Below are 16,136 nucleotides of genomic sequence, written 5' to 3'. Positions count from 1 at the left end.
GCGCACGATTTTATCGACGGAGCAAAAACATGTCTGACGGACTCATGCAGCTTCTGGATCCCGAAGCGATCGTGCTCGGATCCGATGCCTCGACCAATGAGCAGATCATCCGCATCCTGGCCGGCCGGCTCGAGACCCTCGGCTATGTCAAAAGTTCCTACGCCGACGCGGTCGTGCGCCGCGAGTTGACCATCCCGACAGGACTGCCGCTGGAGCGCGCCGACAATGTCGCGGTGCCGCACACCGATCCCGAACATGTCCTGAAGCCCGGGATCGCCCTGGGCACATTGAAGCACCCCGTCGTCTTCGCAAACATGGAAGACCCCGACGAGAAGCTGCCGGTCGGCTTCGTCTTCCTGCTTGCCATCAATGACAAGGACAAGCAGATTGAAGCGCTACAGGCCGTCATGGCCACCATCCAGAACCAGCAAACCTTGGACGGCCTGAGGGCGGCCAGGACGCTAGACGACGTTCGGGCCGTGCTCGGCTGAACAAGGAGAAGCAAGAAATGTCCAGACAGAAAACAATTCTCTTTGCCTGCGGCACGGGCATAGCCACCTCGACCGCTGTCAACGTCGCCGTCACCGAGGCGATGAAACAGCGCGGCCTGACCTTCAACGCCCAGCAGGCCAAGGCAACCGAAGTACCGGGGCTGGCCGACAGCGTCGATTTCATCGTTGCCACGACGCCGATCTCGGCTTCGGTGACCAAGCCGGTCATCAAGGGCCTCGCCTTCCTCACCGGCATCGGCAAGGACAAGGTGCTCGACGAGATCGAGGCGCAACTGCGCAAATAGGCGCCGCGGACAGCGCGGCTCCTGCCGCGATGGGGCGGCTCCTGCCGCGATGGGGCGGCTTCAGGTCACCCTGACGTAGCTCGTCATGCCCGATTTCTGGTGCTCGATGATGTGGCAGTGCAGCAGCCAATCGCCGGGGTTGTCGGCGACGAAGCCGAGGCTCACCTTCTCGTTGGGCTGGATGAGATAGGTGTCGGAAATCAGCGGCTCAACCTGCCGCGTCGAGGATGACAGCACCTTGAAGCTCATGCCGTGCAAATGCATCGGATGCGATTGCGGCGTCAGGTTCTCCATGTCGATGACATAGCTCCTGCCAAGCTTCAATTCGGCCAGCGGCGCGGTCGGGTCCGGCGTATCGCCCGGCCACGGCACCTTGTTGATGGCCCAGAAACTGTAACCGAGCGAACCGCATATGCCGTCGCCCGGAACGTTCTCGGCCGTAGCGCTGAGCGCCAGAGAAATATGCCGGGCCGCGCCGAGATCGACCTCCGCGACCGGATTGGCCTCCAGCGATGCGACATCACGAATGTCGCGCTTCAGCGAACTGCCGACCGCACGCAAGGTCGTCAGCACCTTGGGTTTGGTGCCCCTGACGTCCCCCAGGCTCACGGTCGCGCCCTCCTCGTCGGGCATGCGGATGGCGAGTTCCATGCGCTGTCCCGGGCCAAGCAGCAAGGCATCGGGCGAAAAACGCCGCGGCACCGGATTGCCGTCCAGCGCGATCACCGTCGCCTCCGCGCCCTCGACGCGAAAGGCGTAGATCCTGGTGACGTCTGTTATCGCCACCCGCATCCGCACCAGCCCTCCGGCCGGCGCGTCATAGTGCGGCTGATCGAGCCAGTTGGCGGTGCGCACCGTGCCGTAAGTGCCGGTTCTCGCGGCATCGCGCGGCCGGAACTGGTCGATGAATTGGCCGTCGTCGCCGAGGCGCCAGTCCCGCAGATTGAGCACCACTTCGGCGTCGAATTTCGGATCGTCGGGGTTTTCGACGACGATGACGCCGGTCAGGCCGTGACCCATCTGCTCCAACGTGTTGCAATGCGGGTGGTACCAGAAAGTGCCGGCATCGGGCGGCGTGAAGGCGTAGTCGAAATGATCGCCGGTATAGACATAGGGCTGGACCAGGAACGGAACGCCGTCCATCCTGTTGGGGACCCGGACGCCGTGCCAGTGGATCGTCGTCGGGTCATCGATCGCGTTGACGAGCCGGGCGGCGAAGGGCTCGCCCTTTTTCATCCTCAGCACCGGCGGCATTCCGGCGCTGCCATAGGTCAGCACGTCCCTAGTCGGGCCGACCTCCATCAGCTTCGCCTGGATCTTGGCCGTCCGCAGCACCACCGGCTCGGGGCTGGCGGCGGCCCAGCCGCCAAGCCTCCCCATCGCGGCGAGCCCGCCCGCACCGGCAACCGCGGCCGATTTCAGAAGTCGACGGCGTGTGATCAAGGTCATGCTGCGCTCCAGCGGGAAAACCCTCGGAATCGCCGACTTGAATCACGATCGGGCGGCCGGCGCAAATGCCGATATCGGCATTTGCGTCTCGATGAAGCCGCAGCCAGCGCCATCTGCGCGGACGGCACTTCGCCCTGCCGTTTCGGCGGGGACGTGTATGCCGAATTTTCTCATCTTCAATGAGAGGAACGGACGGGCAAGCCGACCCGGGACCGGATTGTGCGATTGCGCGATCCGGTGCCAGACCATGTCGTTGAAGCCCATTCGTAAGATATTGCCGGCAAACGGGAACCAACCTTGCGCGAAATCCTCGGATTCAGGTGCCGGGATGCGCCTTGTTTTGCCCATTGGTGCCGCAAAGACACAAGAACGGGGCGAATGGCGCTGAAAATGTCGAATAGACTGGTGCTGCGAGAGAGGATTGAACTCTCGACCTCTCCCTTACCAAGGGAGTGCTCTACCACTGAGCTACCGCAGCCGCCGATGGCGGGGCTTCTGCCATATCGAACCGGCAAGCGCAAGGCCAAGTGCAAAGCATCTGTGAAAGCCTTTGCCGGATACGTTTTGATGACATGGCCGCGCCACAATGTTGGTTATGCCTGAATGGCGGGCTGGCCGGTCGCCGGCTAGGACGGGACGATGAACGACAAGACAATTCCACCGAAAAAGGGCGGCACCGGCCGCAAGGACCGGCTGGCCGAGCAGCTGCGCGCGAATCTGCTTAAACGCAAGGCGCAGTCGCGCTCGCGGCGCGCCGGGGACGCTGACAAACAGCGCACCGGCGACGTTGACAACCAGCGCGCCGGGGATGCCGACAAGCGGCCGGACGGGCTCGGCGCGGTGAAGGAAATACAAAAAGATTAACTCAAATCAGCCACTCTTGGGTCGGGTGCCAGGGAATCCTATTTCTTGAACCAGCTTGGCCGATGGTCTAGACGGGCCGACACTCAAACGATTGAAACCGGCCTTTGGGCCGAGGGGATAGTCTTCATGGATCGCATCAGAATTGTCGGCGGCAACCAGCTCGCCGGAAGCATTCCGATCTCGGGCGCGAAAAACGCCGCCCTGCCGCTGATGATCGCGTCGCTTCTGACGGACGACACGCTGACGCTCGAAAACGTGCCGCATCTGGCCGATGTCGAGCAGCTGATCCGCATCCTGGGCAATCACGGCGTCGATTATTCGGTCAACGGACGCCGCGAAAAGCAGAATGAAGGCTATTCGCGCACCATCAATTTCTCCGCCCGCAACATCGTCGACACGACGGCTCCTTACGAATTGGTGTCGAAGATGCGCGCTTCGTTCTGGGTCATCGGCCCGCTGCTGGCCCGCATGGGCGAGGCCAAGGTGTCGCTGCCGGGCGGTTGCGCCATCGGCACGCGGCCGGTCGACCTGTTCCTGGAAGGCCTGCAGGCGCTGGGCGCCGACATCGACGTCGACACCGGCTACGTCATCGCCAAGACCAGGAATGGCCGCCTCGTCGGCAACCGTTACGTCTTTCCGAAAGTGTCGGTCGGCGCCACCCATGTGCTCATGATGGCCGCGTCGCTCGCCAAGGGCGAGACGGTGCTCGAAAACGCCGCCTGCGAGCCCGAGATCGTCAACCTCGCCGAATGCCTCAATGCCATGGGCGCCAAGATTTCCGGCGCCGGCACGCCGACCATCACCATCGACGGCGTCGAGGCGCTGTCGGGCGCGCGCGTGCGTGTCATCCCGGACCGCATCGAGACCGGCACCTATGCCATGGCCGTCGCCATGACCGGCGGCGACGTCGTGCTCGAAGGCGCGCGTCCCGACCTGCTGCAGACCGCGCTGGACGTGATCTCGCAGACGGGCGCCGAGATCACGCCGACCAATTCCGGCATCCGCGTCAGGCGCAACGGCGCCGGCATTTCGCCGGTCGACGTGACGACGGCGCCCTTCCCGGCCTTCCCCACAGATCTGCAGGCGCAGTTCATGGGCCTGATGACCATGGCCAAGGGCAAGTCGCGCATCACCGAGACCATCTTCGAAAACCGCTTCATGCATGTACAGGAGCTGGCGCGCCTGGGCGCCCACATCACGCTTTCGGGCCAGACGGCGATCGTCGAGGGCGTGCCGAAATTGAAGGGCGCGCCTGTCATGGCGACCGACCTTCGCGCTTCCGTTTCGCTGGTCATCGCCGGCCTGGCGGCCGAAGGCGAAACCACGGTCAACCGCGTCTATCATCTCGACCGCGGCTTCGAGCGGCTGGAAGAAAAGCTGTCCAACTGCGGCGCGGTGATTGAACGGATCTCGGCTTAAGGCCGATCCCCCGCCCGCCTCACGGCTGCGCGGACCGGAACGACCTCCGGATTCCTGTTAGAGCATGATCTTTTCCGAAAAGCGGTTTCCACTTTTCGGGATCATGCTCTAACAGAAGGCTGAACAGTCAATTTTCAGGTGCGACATCCGCATGACCGGCCTCAAGCTTATCGCCCTCGACGACCAGGACCTGAGCATCGTCTCCGCCCATGTCCAGGACGCCGTGATGAAAGTCTCGGACCTTGAATACCTTCCCTCGGCCAAGCGTTTCGTGCTGACCATGAACCGTTTCGTCTGGGAGGCCAAATCGGGCTTCTTTCGCCAGCACAACGAGCGGCGCCAGGCCGTGCTGCATTTCGATCGGGTTCTGGGCGCCAAGACCAGCGGCATTGCCCGCGACAAGCCGGCCGAAGTGCTGTCGCTGCTGGCGATCAGCTTCATCGAGATCAGCAAGCCGGCCGGTATCGTCGAGCTGATCTTTTCGGGAGGCGGCGCGATCATGCTCGATGTCGAATGCATCGAGGCCCGCCTTGCCGATGTCGGCGGCGCGTGGGAAGCCACGTCGCGTCCCGTGCACAGGGCTTGAGCGATGGCCATCACGCTTCGCCAGTCCGATGCCGATTTCGAACAGCGTTTCGCCGCTTTCCTCACCACCAAGAGGGAAGTGTCGGCCGATGTCGACGCGGCCGTACGCCAGATCATCGCGCGCGTGCGCGCCGACGGCGACGCCGCCCTCGTCGACTTTACCAGACGATTCGACCGGGCCGACCTCAGAGAACTCGGCATTGCCGTGTCAAAGGACGAGATCGCCCGCGCCTATGCCGCTTGCGACCACCAGACGATCGAGGCGCTCGAATTCGCCCGCGACCGCATCCGCGCCTATCACGAGCGGCAGCGGCCGAAGGACGACCGCTTTACCGATGCCGCGGGCGTCGAGCTCGGCTGGCGCTGGACCGCGGTCGAGGCGGTCGGGCTTTACGTGCCGGGCGGCACTGCGAGCTATCCGAGTTCGGTGCTGATGAACGCCATACCGGCCAAGGTCGCCGGCGTGGAGCGCATCGTCATGGTGGTGCCGGCACCCGGCGGCGTCATCAACCCGCTTGTGCTGGTGGCGGCCGATCTTGCCGGCGTGCCGGAAATCTATCGCGTCGGCGGCGCCCAGGCGATCGCCGCGCTGGCCTATGGCACCGAAACCATAAAGCCGGTCGCCAAAATAGTCGGCCCTGGCAATGCCTATGTCGCGGCGGCCAAGCGCCAGGTGTTCGGCACCGTCGGCATCGACATGATCGCCGGCCCCTCGGAAGTGCTCGTCGTGGCCGACGGCGACAATGATCCAGACTGGATCGCCGCCGATCTTCTGGCCCAGGCCGAACATGACGCGTCCGCGCAGTCGATCCTGATCACCGACGATCCGGCCTTTGGCAAGGTGGTGGCGGAGGCGGTCGAACGGCAGTTGCCGGGCCTGCCGCGGGCGGAGACGGCGGCGGCGAGTTGGCGCGATTTTGGCGCGGTGATCGAGGTCGAGGCGATCGAGGCAGCGCTGCCGCTGGTCGACCGCATCGCGGCCGAGCATGTCGAACTGGCAATCGACGACGCCGAGGGTTTCCTGTCGCGGATGCACAATGCCGGTGCAGTGTTTCTCGGACGCCATACGCCGGAAGCCATCGGCGACTATGTCGGCGGTTCCAACCACGTGCTGCCGACGGCGCGCTCAGCGCGTTTCTCGTCAGGCCTTTCGGTCCTCGATTTCGTCAAGCGCACCTCGATCCTCAAGCTCGGGCCCGAGCAATTGCGCGCGTTGGCGCCCGCCGCGATCGCGCTGGCCAAGGCGGAAGGGCTCGACGCGCATGGACGCTCCGTCGCTATCCGGCTGAACATGTAGGCGCCATGTCGGGCTCCGATCAAACCCGTGCGAGGCTGATCGATGTCGAACTCGATGAATCGATCGGCCGCTCGACGCCCGACGTCGAGCACGAACGCGCGGTGGCGATCTTCGACCTGATCGAGGAGAACAGTTTTCAACCGGTCAACGACAGCGGTGCCGGCCCCTACCGGCTGAAGCTGTCGCTGGCCGAGTCCCGCCTGGTTTTCGCCGTGTCGCGTGACGACGGTTCGGCCGTAGTCACCCATATCCTGTCGCTGACGCCGCTCAGGCGTATCGTCAAGGACTACTACATGATCTGCGAAAGCTATTACGACGCCATTCGCTCCTCGACGCCGAGCCATATCGAGGCGATCGACATGGGTCGCCGCGGCCTGCACAACGAAGGTTCGCAGACGTTGATGGACCGGCTCGCCGGCAAGATCGACATCGATTTCGACACGGCGCGCCGGCTGTTCACGCTGGTCTGCGTGCTCCATTGGCGGGGTTAACCCCTGACCGCCGGCGCGCCGCCCCGTTCGATCCTGTTCCTGTGCGGCATGAATGCCGTGCGCTCGCCGATGGCCGAGCTGTTGGCGCGGCGCATGCTGCCGGCCACCACCTTCGTCGCCTCGGCGGGCGTGCGCAGCGGCGAGCGTGACCCGTTCGTCGATGCCGTGCTTGCCGAGGAAGGCCTGTCGCTGGGCGAGCGCCACCCAAGGACGATGGACGAGCTGGAAGACGACTATTTCGATCTCATCGTCACGCTCGCGCCGGAGGCGCACCATGCCGCGCTGGAGCTCACCCGCTCGCTCGCCGTCGAGGTCGAATACTGGCCGACGCCGGACCCTACCGGCGCCAGCGGCACGCGCGACCAGATCATCGCGGCCTATCGCGATGTGCGCGAACGGCTGAAGTTGCGCATAGGCCGACGTTTTTTGCTTCCGGAAGCAAAAAACACGACGGATTAAGCGTGTTCACAAGCCGACGATTATCATATAGGTTCCGCCGAATTTCCGGCTGGAGTCGGATGCTGTTGGGTCTCTTCGACCTGACAGGATCCGACTCCAGATCAAAGAAGTAGAGCATGATGTCGTCCGAAAACCGCTTCACACTTTTCGGCATCGTGCTCTAAACGCCGGGAAACCATCCAAGCAAAGGTATCGAATGCCGAAGGAAGAAGTCCTCGAGTTTCCGGGTGTCGTCACGGAACTGCTGCCCAACGCCATGTTCCGGGTGAAACTCGAAAACGAACACGAAATCATAGCCCATACGGCCGGCCGCATGCGCAAGAACCGCATCCGCGTGCTGACCGGCGACAAGGTCCTGGTCGAGATGACGCCTTACGACCTGACCAAGGGCCGCATCACCTATCGTTTCAAGTAAGATCAAGGCCGACTGGTCCGCGATGAGCATTTTGCTGAAGCTGGTGCTTGCCTCGGGTTCGCCGCGCCGCATCGAACTGTTGCAGCAGGCCGGCATCGAGCCGGACCGCATACTGCCCGCCGACATCGACGAGGCGCCGCTGCGTGCCGAGCATCCGCGCTCGCTGGCCAAAAGGCTTTCGAAGGAAAAGGCCGAAAAGGCGTTCGCCTCGCTGAAGTCGGAAATCGACTACGCGCCGGCCTTGGTGCTGGCCGCCGACACGGTGGTCGCCGTCGGGCGGCGCATCCTGCCCAAGGCCGAGACGCTCGACGATGCCGCCAACTGCCTCGGATTGCTGTCGGGGCGTTCGCACCGGGTCTATTCCGGCATCTGCCTGATCACGCCCGGCGGCAAACTGCGCCAGCGGCTTGTCGAGACGCGGGTGCGGTTCAAGCGGCTGCCGCGCGAAGAGATCGACGCCTATGTCGCGTCGGGGGAATGGCGCGGCAAGGCCGGCGGCTATGCCGTACAGGGGCTCGCGGGCACTTTCGTCGTCAAGCTGGTCGGCTCCTACACCAATGTGGTCGGCTTGCCGCTTTACGAGACCGTCGCGTTGCTTTCGGGCGAAGGCTTCAAAGTCCATCAAAACTGGTCCACGGCGCGGCCATGAGCTCGGACGACAAGGTGACGCCGCTGCGGCCAAAGCGCCCCTGCCCCGAATGCGGCAAGCCTTCGGCGCGCGAGACCTACCCGTTCTGCTCCAAGCGCTGCAAGGACATCGACCTCAACCGCTGGCTGAAGGGCGCCTATGTCATCAAAGCCCGCGACGACGAGGAAGAACCAGACGCCGACGAGCCGAAGTGAGAGACCGGCTGCCGGTCAGGCGGCTTGGATCTTGCGGCTCACGCGTGCCCAGGCCGGCAGCCAGTCGCCGTGAGCGGCAAGAAGCTCGTCCACCAGTGACCATATCTGGTCGAGATCGAGCTCGGCTGCCGTGTGCGGATCCATCATCGCCGCATGGTAGATGTGTTCCCGGTTCTCGCTCATCAGCGCCCGCACCGTCAGTTCCTGCACGTTGATGTTGGTGCGGATCAGCGCCGTCAATTGCGGCGGCAGGTCGCCGATGTAAGTCGGCTGGATGCCGGAAGCGTCGACCAGGCACGGCACCTCGGCGGCGCATTCGCGGGGCAGCGAGGTGATGCAGCCATTGTTGCGGACGTTGCCGTAGATCACCGACGGCTCGCCGGTCCAGACCGAATTCATGATCGAGGAGGCATATTCCTTCGACTGCTCGACCTCGATGCGCTCGGCCGAGCGGTAGGCTTCCGCCTGCCCCTGCCAACGCTCGATCTGCTCGATGCAGCGCTTGGGATATTCATCCAGCGGGATGCCGTATTTCTCGATCAGGTCGGGACGGCCGCTCTTGATGAAATAGGGCGTGTATTCGGCGAAATGTTCGGAGCTTTCGGTGACGAAATAACCGAGCCGGGTCAGCATCTCGTAACGCACCTTGTTGGGGCAGCGCGGATTCCAGCCGGGCTTGGGCGCGCGGCCCTCGCGATAGGCGCGCAGGAGATCTGGGTAGAGGTCGCGGTAGGAGCCGTCGGCCTGGCGGTGCTCGAAGCTGAGGTAGAAGGCCATGTGATTGATGCCGGCGGAGCGATAGCGGATGTCCTCGTAGGGAAGGTCGAGGTCGTGCGCCAGTTCCATCGCGGTTCCCTGCACCGAGTGGCAGAGGCCGACCTGCCTGATGGTCGGGAACTTCTCCGATATCGCCCAGGTGTTGATCGCCATCGGATTGACGTATTGCAGCATGATCGCATCGGGGCAGACGGCGAGCATGTCCTCGCAGATCTTCCACAGATGCGGCACGGTCCTCAAGCCTCGCATGATGCCGCCGACGCCGAGCGTGTCGGCGATGGTCTGGCGCAGGCCATATTTCTTCGGCACTTCAAAGTCGGTGACGGTGCAGGGCTCGTAGCCGCCGATCTGGAAGGCGACGACGACGAAATCGGCACCGGCCAGCGCCTTGCGCTGGTCGGAATAGGTCTCCGCTTTGGCCTTCACGCCGAGCGTCGCGATCAGCTTGTTAACGACGACGGCACTCTCTTCCAGCCGCTGCGGATCGATGTCCATCAGCGCGATCGTCGCGCCCGAAAGCGCCGGCCGCTGCAGCACGTCGCCGACGATGTTCTTCATGAACACGGTCGAGCCGGCGCCGATGAAAGTGATCCTGGGATTTCTTGCCACGCTAAGCTCCGGCATATGTTCAAGCCACGTCGAAAGCGGCCCGGACGAGCCGTTCGGTGTAGGCGGTCTTGGGATTGGTGAGGACCTCGTCGACAGGTCCCTGCTCGACGATCTTGCCGTGCTGCATGACGATGACGCGGTGGCACAGAGCGCGAACCACCTTGAGATCGTGCGAGATGAAGAGATAGCTCAAGCCACGCTCGTCCTGCAGCTTGCGCAAGAGATCGATGATCTGCGCCTGGACGGAGAGGTCCAGTGCCGATGTCGGTTCGTCGAGCAAGATGAATTCGGGTTCCAATGCGATGGCGCGCGCAATCGCGACGCGCTGGCGTTGGCCGCCGGAGAATTCGTGCGGGAACCGCGAAAGGATGCCGCCCGGCATGCCGGCACTGACCAGCGCCTCGCGCACCCGCTCGACCCGCTCGCGCCGCGTCGCCCCGATGCCGTTGACGACCAGCCCTTCCTCGATGATCTGCCCGACCGTCATGCGCGGGTTGAGCGAGGAGAAGGGATCCTGGAAGACGATCTGCATGCGCGACCGCAGCGGCCGCATCTCATTGCGGGACAGCCCCTGGATCGGCTGGCCGTCGAAACGGATCTCGCCGCGCTTGGCATCGATCAGCCTCAGCAGCGCCTGGCCAAAAGTGGTCTTGCCGGAGCCGGACTCGCCGACCAGCCCCAGCGTTTCGTGGCGACAAAGCTTGAGATCGAGATCGTCGACGGCGACCAGCTCGCGCCAGTCCGGTTTGAGGAAAGTGCCGTGGCTCAGCATGAAGCAGACGCGCACCCCGTTCGCTTCGAGAATGGTGCCGGAGCCCTCCGGCAGCGGCTGTGGTCGCCCGCGCGGTTCGGAGGCGAGCAGTCGTTGCGTATAAGGATGCTGGGGATCGGAGAACAGACGTTCGGTGACGTTGTGTTCGCGCATTTCCCCATGCTGCATGACATAGACGTAGTCGGAGAATTTGCGCACGACCGTGAGGTCATGGGTGATCAGGATCACCGCCATGCGCAGCTCTTTTTGTAGGTTGCGGATCAGGTTCAGAATCTGTGCCTGGACGGTGACGTCGAGCGCCGTCGTCGGCTCGTCGGCGATCAGCACGTCGGGGTCGTTGGCCAGCGCCATGGCGATCATCACGCGCTGGCGCTGTCCGCCCGAGAGCTGATGCGGATATTGCTTGAGCCGCGCGACCGGATCCGGGATCTGGACATGCTGCAGGAGTTCGAGCGCCCGTGCCCAGGCTTGCCGCCGGCCGACCTTGCGATGAACCCTGATCGCCTCGACGATCTGGCTGCCGATCGTGTAGATCGGATTGAGCGAGCTCATCGGCTCCTGGAAGATCATCGAGATGCGGTTGCCGCGCAGCTTGCGCCGGGCGCTCTCGGGGAACTTTAGGATGTTTTGCCCATCATAACAGACGGTCGATCTCGGCGACACGGTGGCGCGCCGGGACAGCAATCCCATGACGGTGCGCGCCGTCACCGATTTGCCGGAACCGGATTCGCCGACGATGGCGATCGTCTCGCCTCGATAGAGCTGGAACGAGACGTCCTTGACCGCCTCGACGGTGCCGTGCTCGACCTTGAAGGCGACCTCGATGTTGCGGGCATCGATGACGGGTTCTTCCTGGCGTCCGTCATGGTCGTGCCGTACGGAAGGTGCGAAGGGTTCGGCGAGCGCGAGCGTCATCCCAACCACCTCAATAAGGATCGACGGCGTCGCGCAGCCCGTCGCCCAGCGCGTTGAAGGCAAAGACGGTGACCAGCACGAAACCGACCGGCGACAGGATCCACGGATAGGTGCCTATGACGGAGTAGGTCGCGGTGTCCTGCAGCATCAGCCCCCAGGAGATCAGCGGCGGCTTCACCGCGAAGCCGAGGAAACCGAGGAAGGATTCGAGCAGCACCACGGTCGGGATCGCCAACGTCACCGCGACGATCACATGGCTCATCACATTGGGGAAAATGTGCTGCATGATGATGCGCCGGTCGGTGGCGCCGACCGCCATTGCGGCGCGTACGTATTCAATGCGCGCAAGCGCCAGCGTCTTGCCGCGCACCTCGCGCGACATCTGCGCCCAGCCCAGCGCCGACATCACGATGATGACGAAGGCGAGGAAGACGTTGGTGGGCGCGGTGACCGGGATCAGCGTCGTCAGCGCCAGATAGAGCGGCAGCTGCGGGAAGGCCAGCACGAGTTCGACGAAGCGCTGCATCCAGACATCGAACCGACCGCCGAAATAGCCGGAAGCCATGCCGACCGTAGTGCCGATGACGGTGATGATGAAGACCACCGTCAGCGCGATCATCAGCGAGACGCGCGAGCCATGGATGGCCCGCGAGAGCACGTCGCGTCCGAACTTGTCGGTGCCGAGGAAATGCACCGGCTGGCCGTCCATCGAACCGAACAAATGCCGGTTCGCCGCAATGAGCCCGAAGAGCCTGTAGGGCGCGCCCTCGACGAAGAAGCCGAGCAGTCTTGGATGATCATAGTCGGGACCGACGATGGGCTGGAAGGTGACCGGATCGAGATCCGCCGAATCCGCCAGCGCATAGACCCTGGGCCGGGCGACGAAATTGCCGTCCCTGTCGTGGAAAACAGGGGTTTGCGGCGGCGCGAAGGCGACATCGGTCACCTTCGGGTCCATCGGCGCCAGGAACTCCGCGAACACCGCCATAAGGATCAGCAGCACGACGAGCCAGAACCCCGCCATGCCGGTCCAGGAGCGCTTCAGCCGGCGCCAGACAAGCGCGGTGTAGCTCTCGTTGCCGCGCGCGGGTCTCTCGACAGGTCCTTCGGCCGGCAGCGGCGGCGGCGATGTATCGCGGGCCAGCATCTAGCTCTCCCCGAACTGGCGCACGCGCGGATCGAGCAGGACCAGCAACATGTCGGCGATGATGTTGCCGACGATCAGCGTCGCCGACAGCACCATCATGAAGGTGGCGGTGACATAGACGTCGCCGACCGCCATCGAACCGACGATCGCCGGGCCGACGGTCGGCAGCGCGAAGATGATCGCCGTCTCGATTTCGCCGGTCAGCATGTAAGGCAGCACCACGCCCTGATACATGACCAGCGGATGCAGCGCATTGGGCACGGCGTGTCGCATGACGACGGCGCTCCCGGTCAGTCCCTTGGCCCTGGCCGTCTCGACATATTGCGCATTCAGCGTGTCGAGCAGATTGCCGCGCATGACGCGCATGTTGTAGGCGAGCCCGCCGAAGGTGGCGATCGCAACCACCGGCCAGACATGCTTGATCAGATCGACGAACTTGGCCCACGACCATGGGGCGCCGCCATATTGCGGCGAGAAGAAGCTGCCTATCTCCGAGACGTTGAACTGGAAGACCAGGAGATAGACGATGATCAGCGCCATCAGGAAGCGCGGCACCGTCATGCCGAGGAAGGAAATGGCCGAAAGTGTCGAGTCGATCCAGGTGTATTGCCGGGTCGCCGCCCAGATGCCGAAGGTGATGCCGAGCACCGAGGCGAGCAGATGGCACACAAGCGCCAGGATGAGGGTGCGCGGCAGGCGCTCGCCCACGACGTCGGCCACCGGCTTGTTGTAATAGAGGCTGTAGCCGAAATCGCCGCGGGTGACGATGCCGCCGATCCAGTTGAGATACTGGACGGGCAGCGGCTTATCGAGGCCATGTTCGATCCGGTAGGCGTTGGCCTGAGCGTCGGCTTCGGCGAAGGAAGCGCCTCCCTGGTTGATCAGCTGCGAGCGGATGTAGTCGGCATAGTCGCCGGGCGGTGCCTGGATGATGGCGAAGGTGACGAGGCTCAGTATGGCAAGGACCGGGATTGCCGACGCTATGCGCATGAGCAGAAATCGCAGCATGGACGGTCCGCTTCCTCGTCTTGCCGATCGCGTCTTTTGGTGCGTTCGGAGGTTGCCTTTGTCCGGCCGCGCCAGCGGCGCGGCCGGAGGTCTCAGTCAGGGGAGGTAAACTTACATCGGGCCCTTGTCTCCAGGCTTGCCAGGCAGCTCTTCCGGGAACAATTCGTATTTCGCCTGCTTGTCGGCCGCCACGAAGACCCGCTCGCGGATGATCGAATCCTCTGCCCAGTTGAACATGTAGATCGGCGTGCCCTTTGGAACGTTGGAGAAGCGTTTGTTGACGATCAGCGCACCGGGATATTCCGTCAGGCCGACATTGTAGACGTGCTCCGTCGAAATCTTCTGGAAGTCTCTCATCAGGGCAGCGCGCTGGTCATTGTCCTCAGACGTGACAAATTTGTTGACGATGTCGACGAGGTCCTTCTCGAAAGGCATCAGGTCGACCTCGCCGCTTTCAGGTGCGCGGTGATCCCAGCTGGTCTTGGGGCCGACGGGAGCGAGCTGCACGGTGTTCTGCACGACGGATGTCAACTCCTGGTCATTACGCCGGATCAGCCAGTCGAAGCGCCCGGAATATTGCGAGGCATCGCGCTGCGTGCCGTTGAGACCGTTGAGCACGATCCGCAGCCCGAGTTTCTCCATCTGGGCGACGACGCCTTCGGCGAGGCTCTTGTCGGTACCGTAGTCATTGTTGACCAGCATGACGATCTCGACATTCTTGCCGCCGGCCGTGCCGGCCGGGAAGTTCACGAAACCGTCGCCGTCAGTATCCTTGAGGCCGGCCTTGGCGAGTTCGGCCTTAGCGCCCTCGAGATCGAAGGGATAGTAGACCGTCGACTTGCGGTCATAGAAGCTGGTGCCGGAGGACAAGCCGCCGGGATAGATGGCGGTGAACGGCCCCTTGACCAGCGAGTTGCCGAGCGCCTTGCGGTCGAGCGCCATGGTAACGGCCTTGCGGAAATCCTCATTGCGGTTCAGCTCGCGAATCGCCTGCCCGCGCTCGTCCGGGTTGCCCCAGCCATTGGCGGAAAAGTTCAGGCGCAGATTGTAGCCGATCAGCCGTGGGCCGAACGCCAGGCGTGCAGGGGCATTCGCCTCCGCGGCCCGCTTTAGCGAGGCGACGAAGTTCTCCGGCTGCTCCAGATTGGAGAAATCGCCCGAGCCGGCCACCGCCTGGACATCACGGTCGGCCCAGGTGGACAGCTTGTAATGCAACTCGTTGAGGTAGGGCAGCTGATTGCCCTTCTCGTCGACCTTCCAATAATAGGGATTGCGGCGCATGACGATGATGTCGTCCGGCCGGTATTCGACCGGCACCCAGGCGCCCATGACCGGCATGTTCATATATTCCGGCGGGAAGGCGTTCTTGAACTGGTCGTAGGTGTTCTTCGAATATTTCGGATGCTGCGGCTTCAGTATGTGCGCGGGGCCGGGGCAGAAAGTGCCGTAGGCCATTGCGTAGAGATACTGTTTCGGGAAGGCCTCCTTGAAGGTCCACTCGACGGTGTAGTCGTCGATCTTCTTCAGCGTCGTGCCGACGCCGAACGTTTCCTGGGTGGCGCCATTGAGCGGCGAGACGTTCGGGTCAACGACCTCGTCGTCCCAGTAGAACATGACGTCGTCGGCGTTGAAGGGCGCTCCGTCGGACCATTTGGCACCCTCGACGAGATGCATGGTGAGCTTGTGGCCATCCGCCGACCAGTCCCAGCTTTTGGCGAGGTTGGGCAGCGGTTCGGTGTCCTTGGCCTCGACCTGGAACAGCGGCGCGGTGCGCGTCAGGCATTCGGACAGGCCGATATCGATGCCGCCCCAGCCTTGGGTTTGGCCGGCGCCGTAGTTCCAGCCTTCCGGCCGCCCACCGATGACATGGCGCATCGTGTCGCCGTAGACACCGATGCCATCCGGCATGTTGGCGGTCTTGAAGACCAGCGGCTCCTTCGGCAGCCGATCCTTGACCGGTGGCAGCTTGCCGGCCTTGACGTATTTCTCGGTCACCCAGTCCGGCTCGTGATAGTCCGGCAGCGCCTTGAACTCCAGGATGGAGTCGCGCGGCACATAGGTGATTTTGCCTTCGGCCGGAAACGCCGCCGGTACCGGCGGGACCGTCGGCTCGGAGGCGAAAGCGTTGAGCGCCGGGACGGAGACGCTCAGCGCCAGTCCCGCGACCATGCCAATGCTGCGTATGTTCCTCATTTTCTCCTCCCTCGTGTTCAGACGCTTTGTTTTGCTGCTGCTCGTCTTGTGCCTGGACGGCTGACTGCGGTGGACCTACCTCCCGTGGATCCGCCGT

General features: G+C 63.5%; 17 protein-coding genes and 1 tRNA gene. 11 read left to right on the top strand and 7 right to left on the bottom strand.

Translation table 11 applies throughout. The features are described from left to right. The first annotated feature begins 29 nt into the window (after positions 1-29). The gene (locus tag LB533_RS17785) at positions 30-491 is read left to right on the top strand and encodes a PTS sugar transporter subunit IIA (protein WP_140643217.1); all 462 of its coding nucleotides are present in this window, start codon (positions 30-32) and stop codon (positions 489-491) included. A gap of 17 nt (positions 492-508) precedes the next feature. Further along, the gene (locus LB533_RS17780) at positions 509-796 is read left to right on the top strand and encodes a PTS sugar transporter subunit IIB (RefSeq protein ID WP_140513359.1); all 288 of its coding nucleotides are present in this window, start codon (positions 509-511) and stop codon (positions 794-796) included. Positions 797-856: 60 nt separating this feature from the next. Here the strand turns inward: LB533_RS17780 and LB533_RS17775 are convergent, their stop codons facing one another. Then, complete coding sequence (locus tag LB533_RS17775) at positions 857-2,245, bottom strand: multicopper oxidase family protein (protein WP_224677833.1); 1,389 nt, start codon at positions 2,243-2,245, stop codon at positions 857-859. 403 nt (positions 2,246-2,648) lie between these two features. Then, a tRNA-Thr gene (locus LB533_RS17770) sits at positions 2,649-2,723 on the bottom strand. 161 nt (positions 2,724-2,884) lie between these two features. On the opposite strand from LB533_RS17770, the gene LB533_RS17765 reads away from it, so the two are divergent. The 9 genes from LB533_RS17765 to yacG all read left to right on the top strand — a co-directional run bounded on the left by LB533_RS17765 (position 2,885) and on the right by yacG (position 8,618). Beyond that, on the top strand, positions 2,885-3,109 hold the full coding sequence (locus tag LB533_RS17765) for a hypothetical protein (protein ID WP_140643219.1): 225 nt from the start codon (positions 2,885-2,887) through the stop codon (positions 3,107-3,109). 126 nt (positions 3,110-3,235) lie between these two features. Continuing rightward, positions 3,236-4,528 (top strand): UDP-N-acetylglucosamine 1-carboxyvinyltransferase, encoded by a 1,293-nt coding sequence (gene murA, locus LB533_RS17760; RefSeq protein WP_140643221.1) that lies wholly within the window; start codon positions 3,236-3,238, stop codon positions 4,526-4,528. 151 nt (positions 4,529-4,679) lie between these two features. Then, a complete protein-coding gene (locus tag LB533_RS17755; protein ID WP_140643223.1) occupies positions 4,680-5,114 on the top strand; it encodes a DUF2948 family protein in 435 nt (144 codons plus the stop codon). Positions 5,115-5,117: 3 nt separating this feature from the next. Next, positions 5,118-6,410, top strand: a complete 1,293-nt coding sequence (gene hisD / locus LB533_RS17750; protein WP_140643225.1) for a histidinol dehydrogenase — start codon at positions 5,118-5,120, stop codon at positions 6,408-6,410. A gap of 5 nt (positions 6,411-6,415) precedes the next feature. Then, on the top strand, positions 6,416-6,901 hold the full coding sequence (locus LB533_RS17745) for a UPF0262 family protein (RefSeq protein WP_140643227.1): 486 nt from the start codon (positions 6,416-6,418) through the stop codon (positions 6,899-6,901). 48 nt (positions 6,902-6,949) lie between these two features. Beyond that, on the top strand, positions 6,950-7,360 hold the full coding sequence (locus LB533_RS17740; RefSeq protein ID WP_140643229.1) for a low molecular weight phosphatase family protein: 411 nt from the start codon (positions 6,950-6,952) through the stop codon (positions 7,358-7,360). Positions 7,361-7,556: 196 nt separating this feature from the next. After that, positions 7,557-7,775, top strand: a complete 219-nt coding sequence (infA, locus tag LB533_RS17735; RefSeq protein WP_006200926.1) for a translation initiation factor IF-1 — start codon at positions 7,557-7,559, stop codon at positions 7,773-7,775. Between the two features lie 22 nt (positions 7,776-7,797). Then, positions 7,798-8,424, top strand: coding sequence for a Maf-like protein (locus tag LB533_RS17730; protein WP_140643233.1), 627 nt, complete (start codon positions 7,798-7,800; stop codon positions 8,422-8,424). Then, entirely contained in the window at positions 8,421-8,618 is a 198-nt protein-coding gene (gene yacG, locus LB533_RS17725) for a DNA gyrase inhibitor YacG (protein ID WP_140552671.1), read from the top strand. Before LB533_RS17730 ends, yacG begins: the two co-directional genes overlap by 4 nt. Before the next feature lie 15 nt (positions 8,619-8,633). On the opposite strand, the gene LB533_RS17720 is transcribed toward yacG, so the two are convergent. From LB533_RS17720 to LB533_RS17700, 5 genes are all read right to left on the bottom strand, one after another. Beyond that, the gene (locus LB533_RS17720; RefSeq protein WP_140643235.1) at positions 8,634-10,004 is read right to left on the bottom strand and encodes an alpha-glucosidase/alpha-galactosidase; all 1,371 of its coding nucleotides are present in this window, start codon (positions 10,002-10,004) and stop codon (positions 8,634-8,636) included. Between the two features lie 19 nt (positions 10,005-10,023). After that, positions 10,024-11,691 (bottom strand): ABC transporter ATP-binding protein, encoded by a 1,668-nt coding sequence (locus tag LB533_RS17715; protein ID WP_140643237.1) that lies wholly within the window; start codon positions 11,689-11,691, stop codon positions 10,024-10,026. A 10-nt stretch (positions 11,692-11,701) separates the two neighbouring features. After that, entirely contained in the window at positions 11,702-12,838 is a 1,137-nt protein-coding gene (locus tag LB533_RS17710) for an ABC transporter permease (RefSeq protein ID WP_140643239.1), read from the bottom strand. Next, entirely contained in the window at positions 12,839-13,846 is a 1,008-nt protein-coding gene (locus LB533_RS17705) for an ABC transporter permease (RefSeq protein ID WP_224677832.1), read from the bottom strand. It lies immediately after the preceding gene. 111 nt (positions 13,847-13,957) lie between these two features. Further along, positions 13,958-16,039 (bottom strand): ABC transporter substrate-binding protein, encoded by a 2,082-nt coding sequence (locus LB533_RS17700; RefSeq protein WP_140643243.1) that lies wholly within the window; start codon positions 16,037-16,039, stop codon positions 13,958-13,960. Positions 16,040-16,136: the final 97 nt, after the last annotated feature.

The sequence above is a fragment of the Mesorhizobium sp. BR1-1-13 genome (genome assembly GCF_020165515.1).
GTDB lineage: Bacteria > Pseudomonadota > Alphaproteobacteria > Rhizobiales > Rhizobiaceae > Mesorhizobium.
The sequence above is the reverse complement of the archived record's forward strand: the minus strand, read 5'-3'. Positions and strand labels throughout refer to the sequence as shown.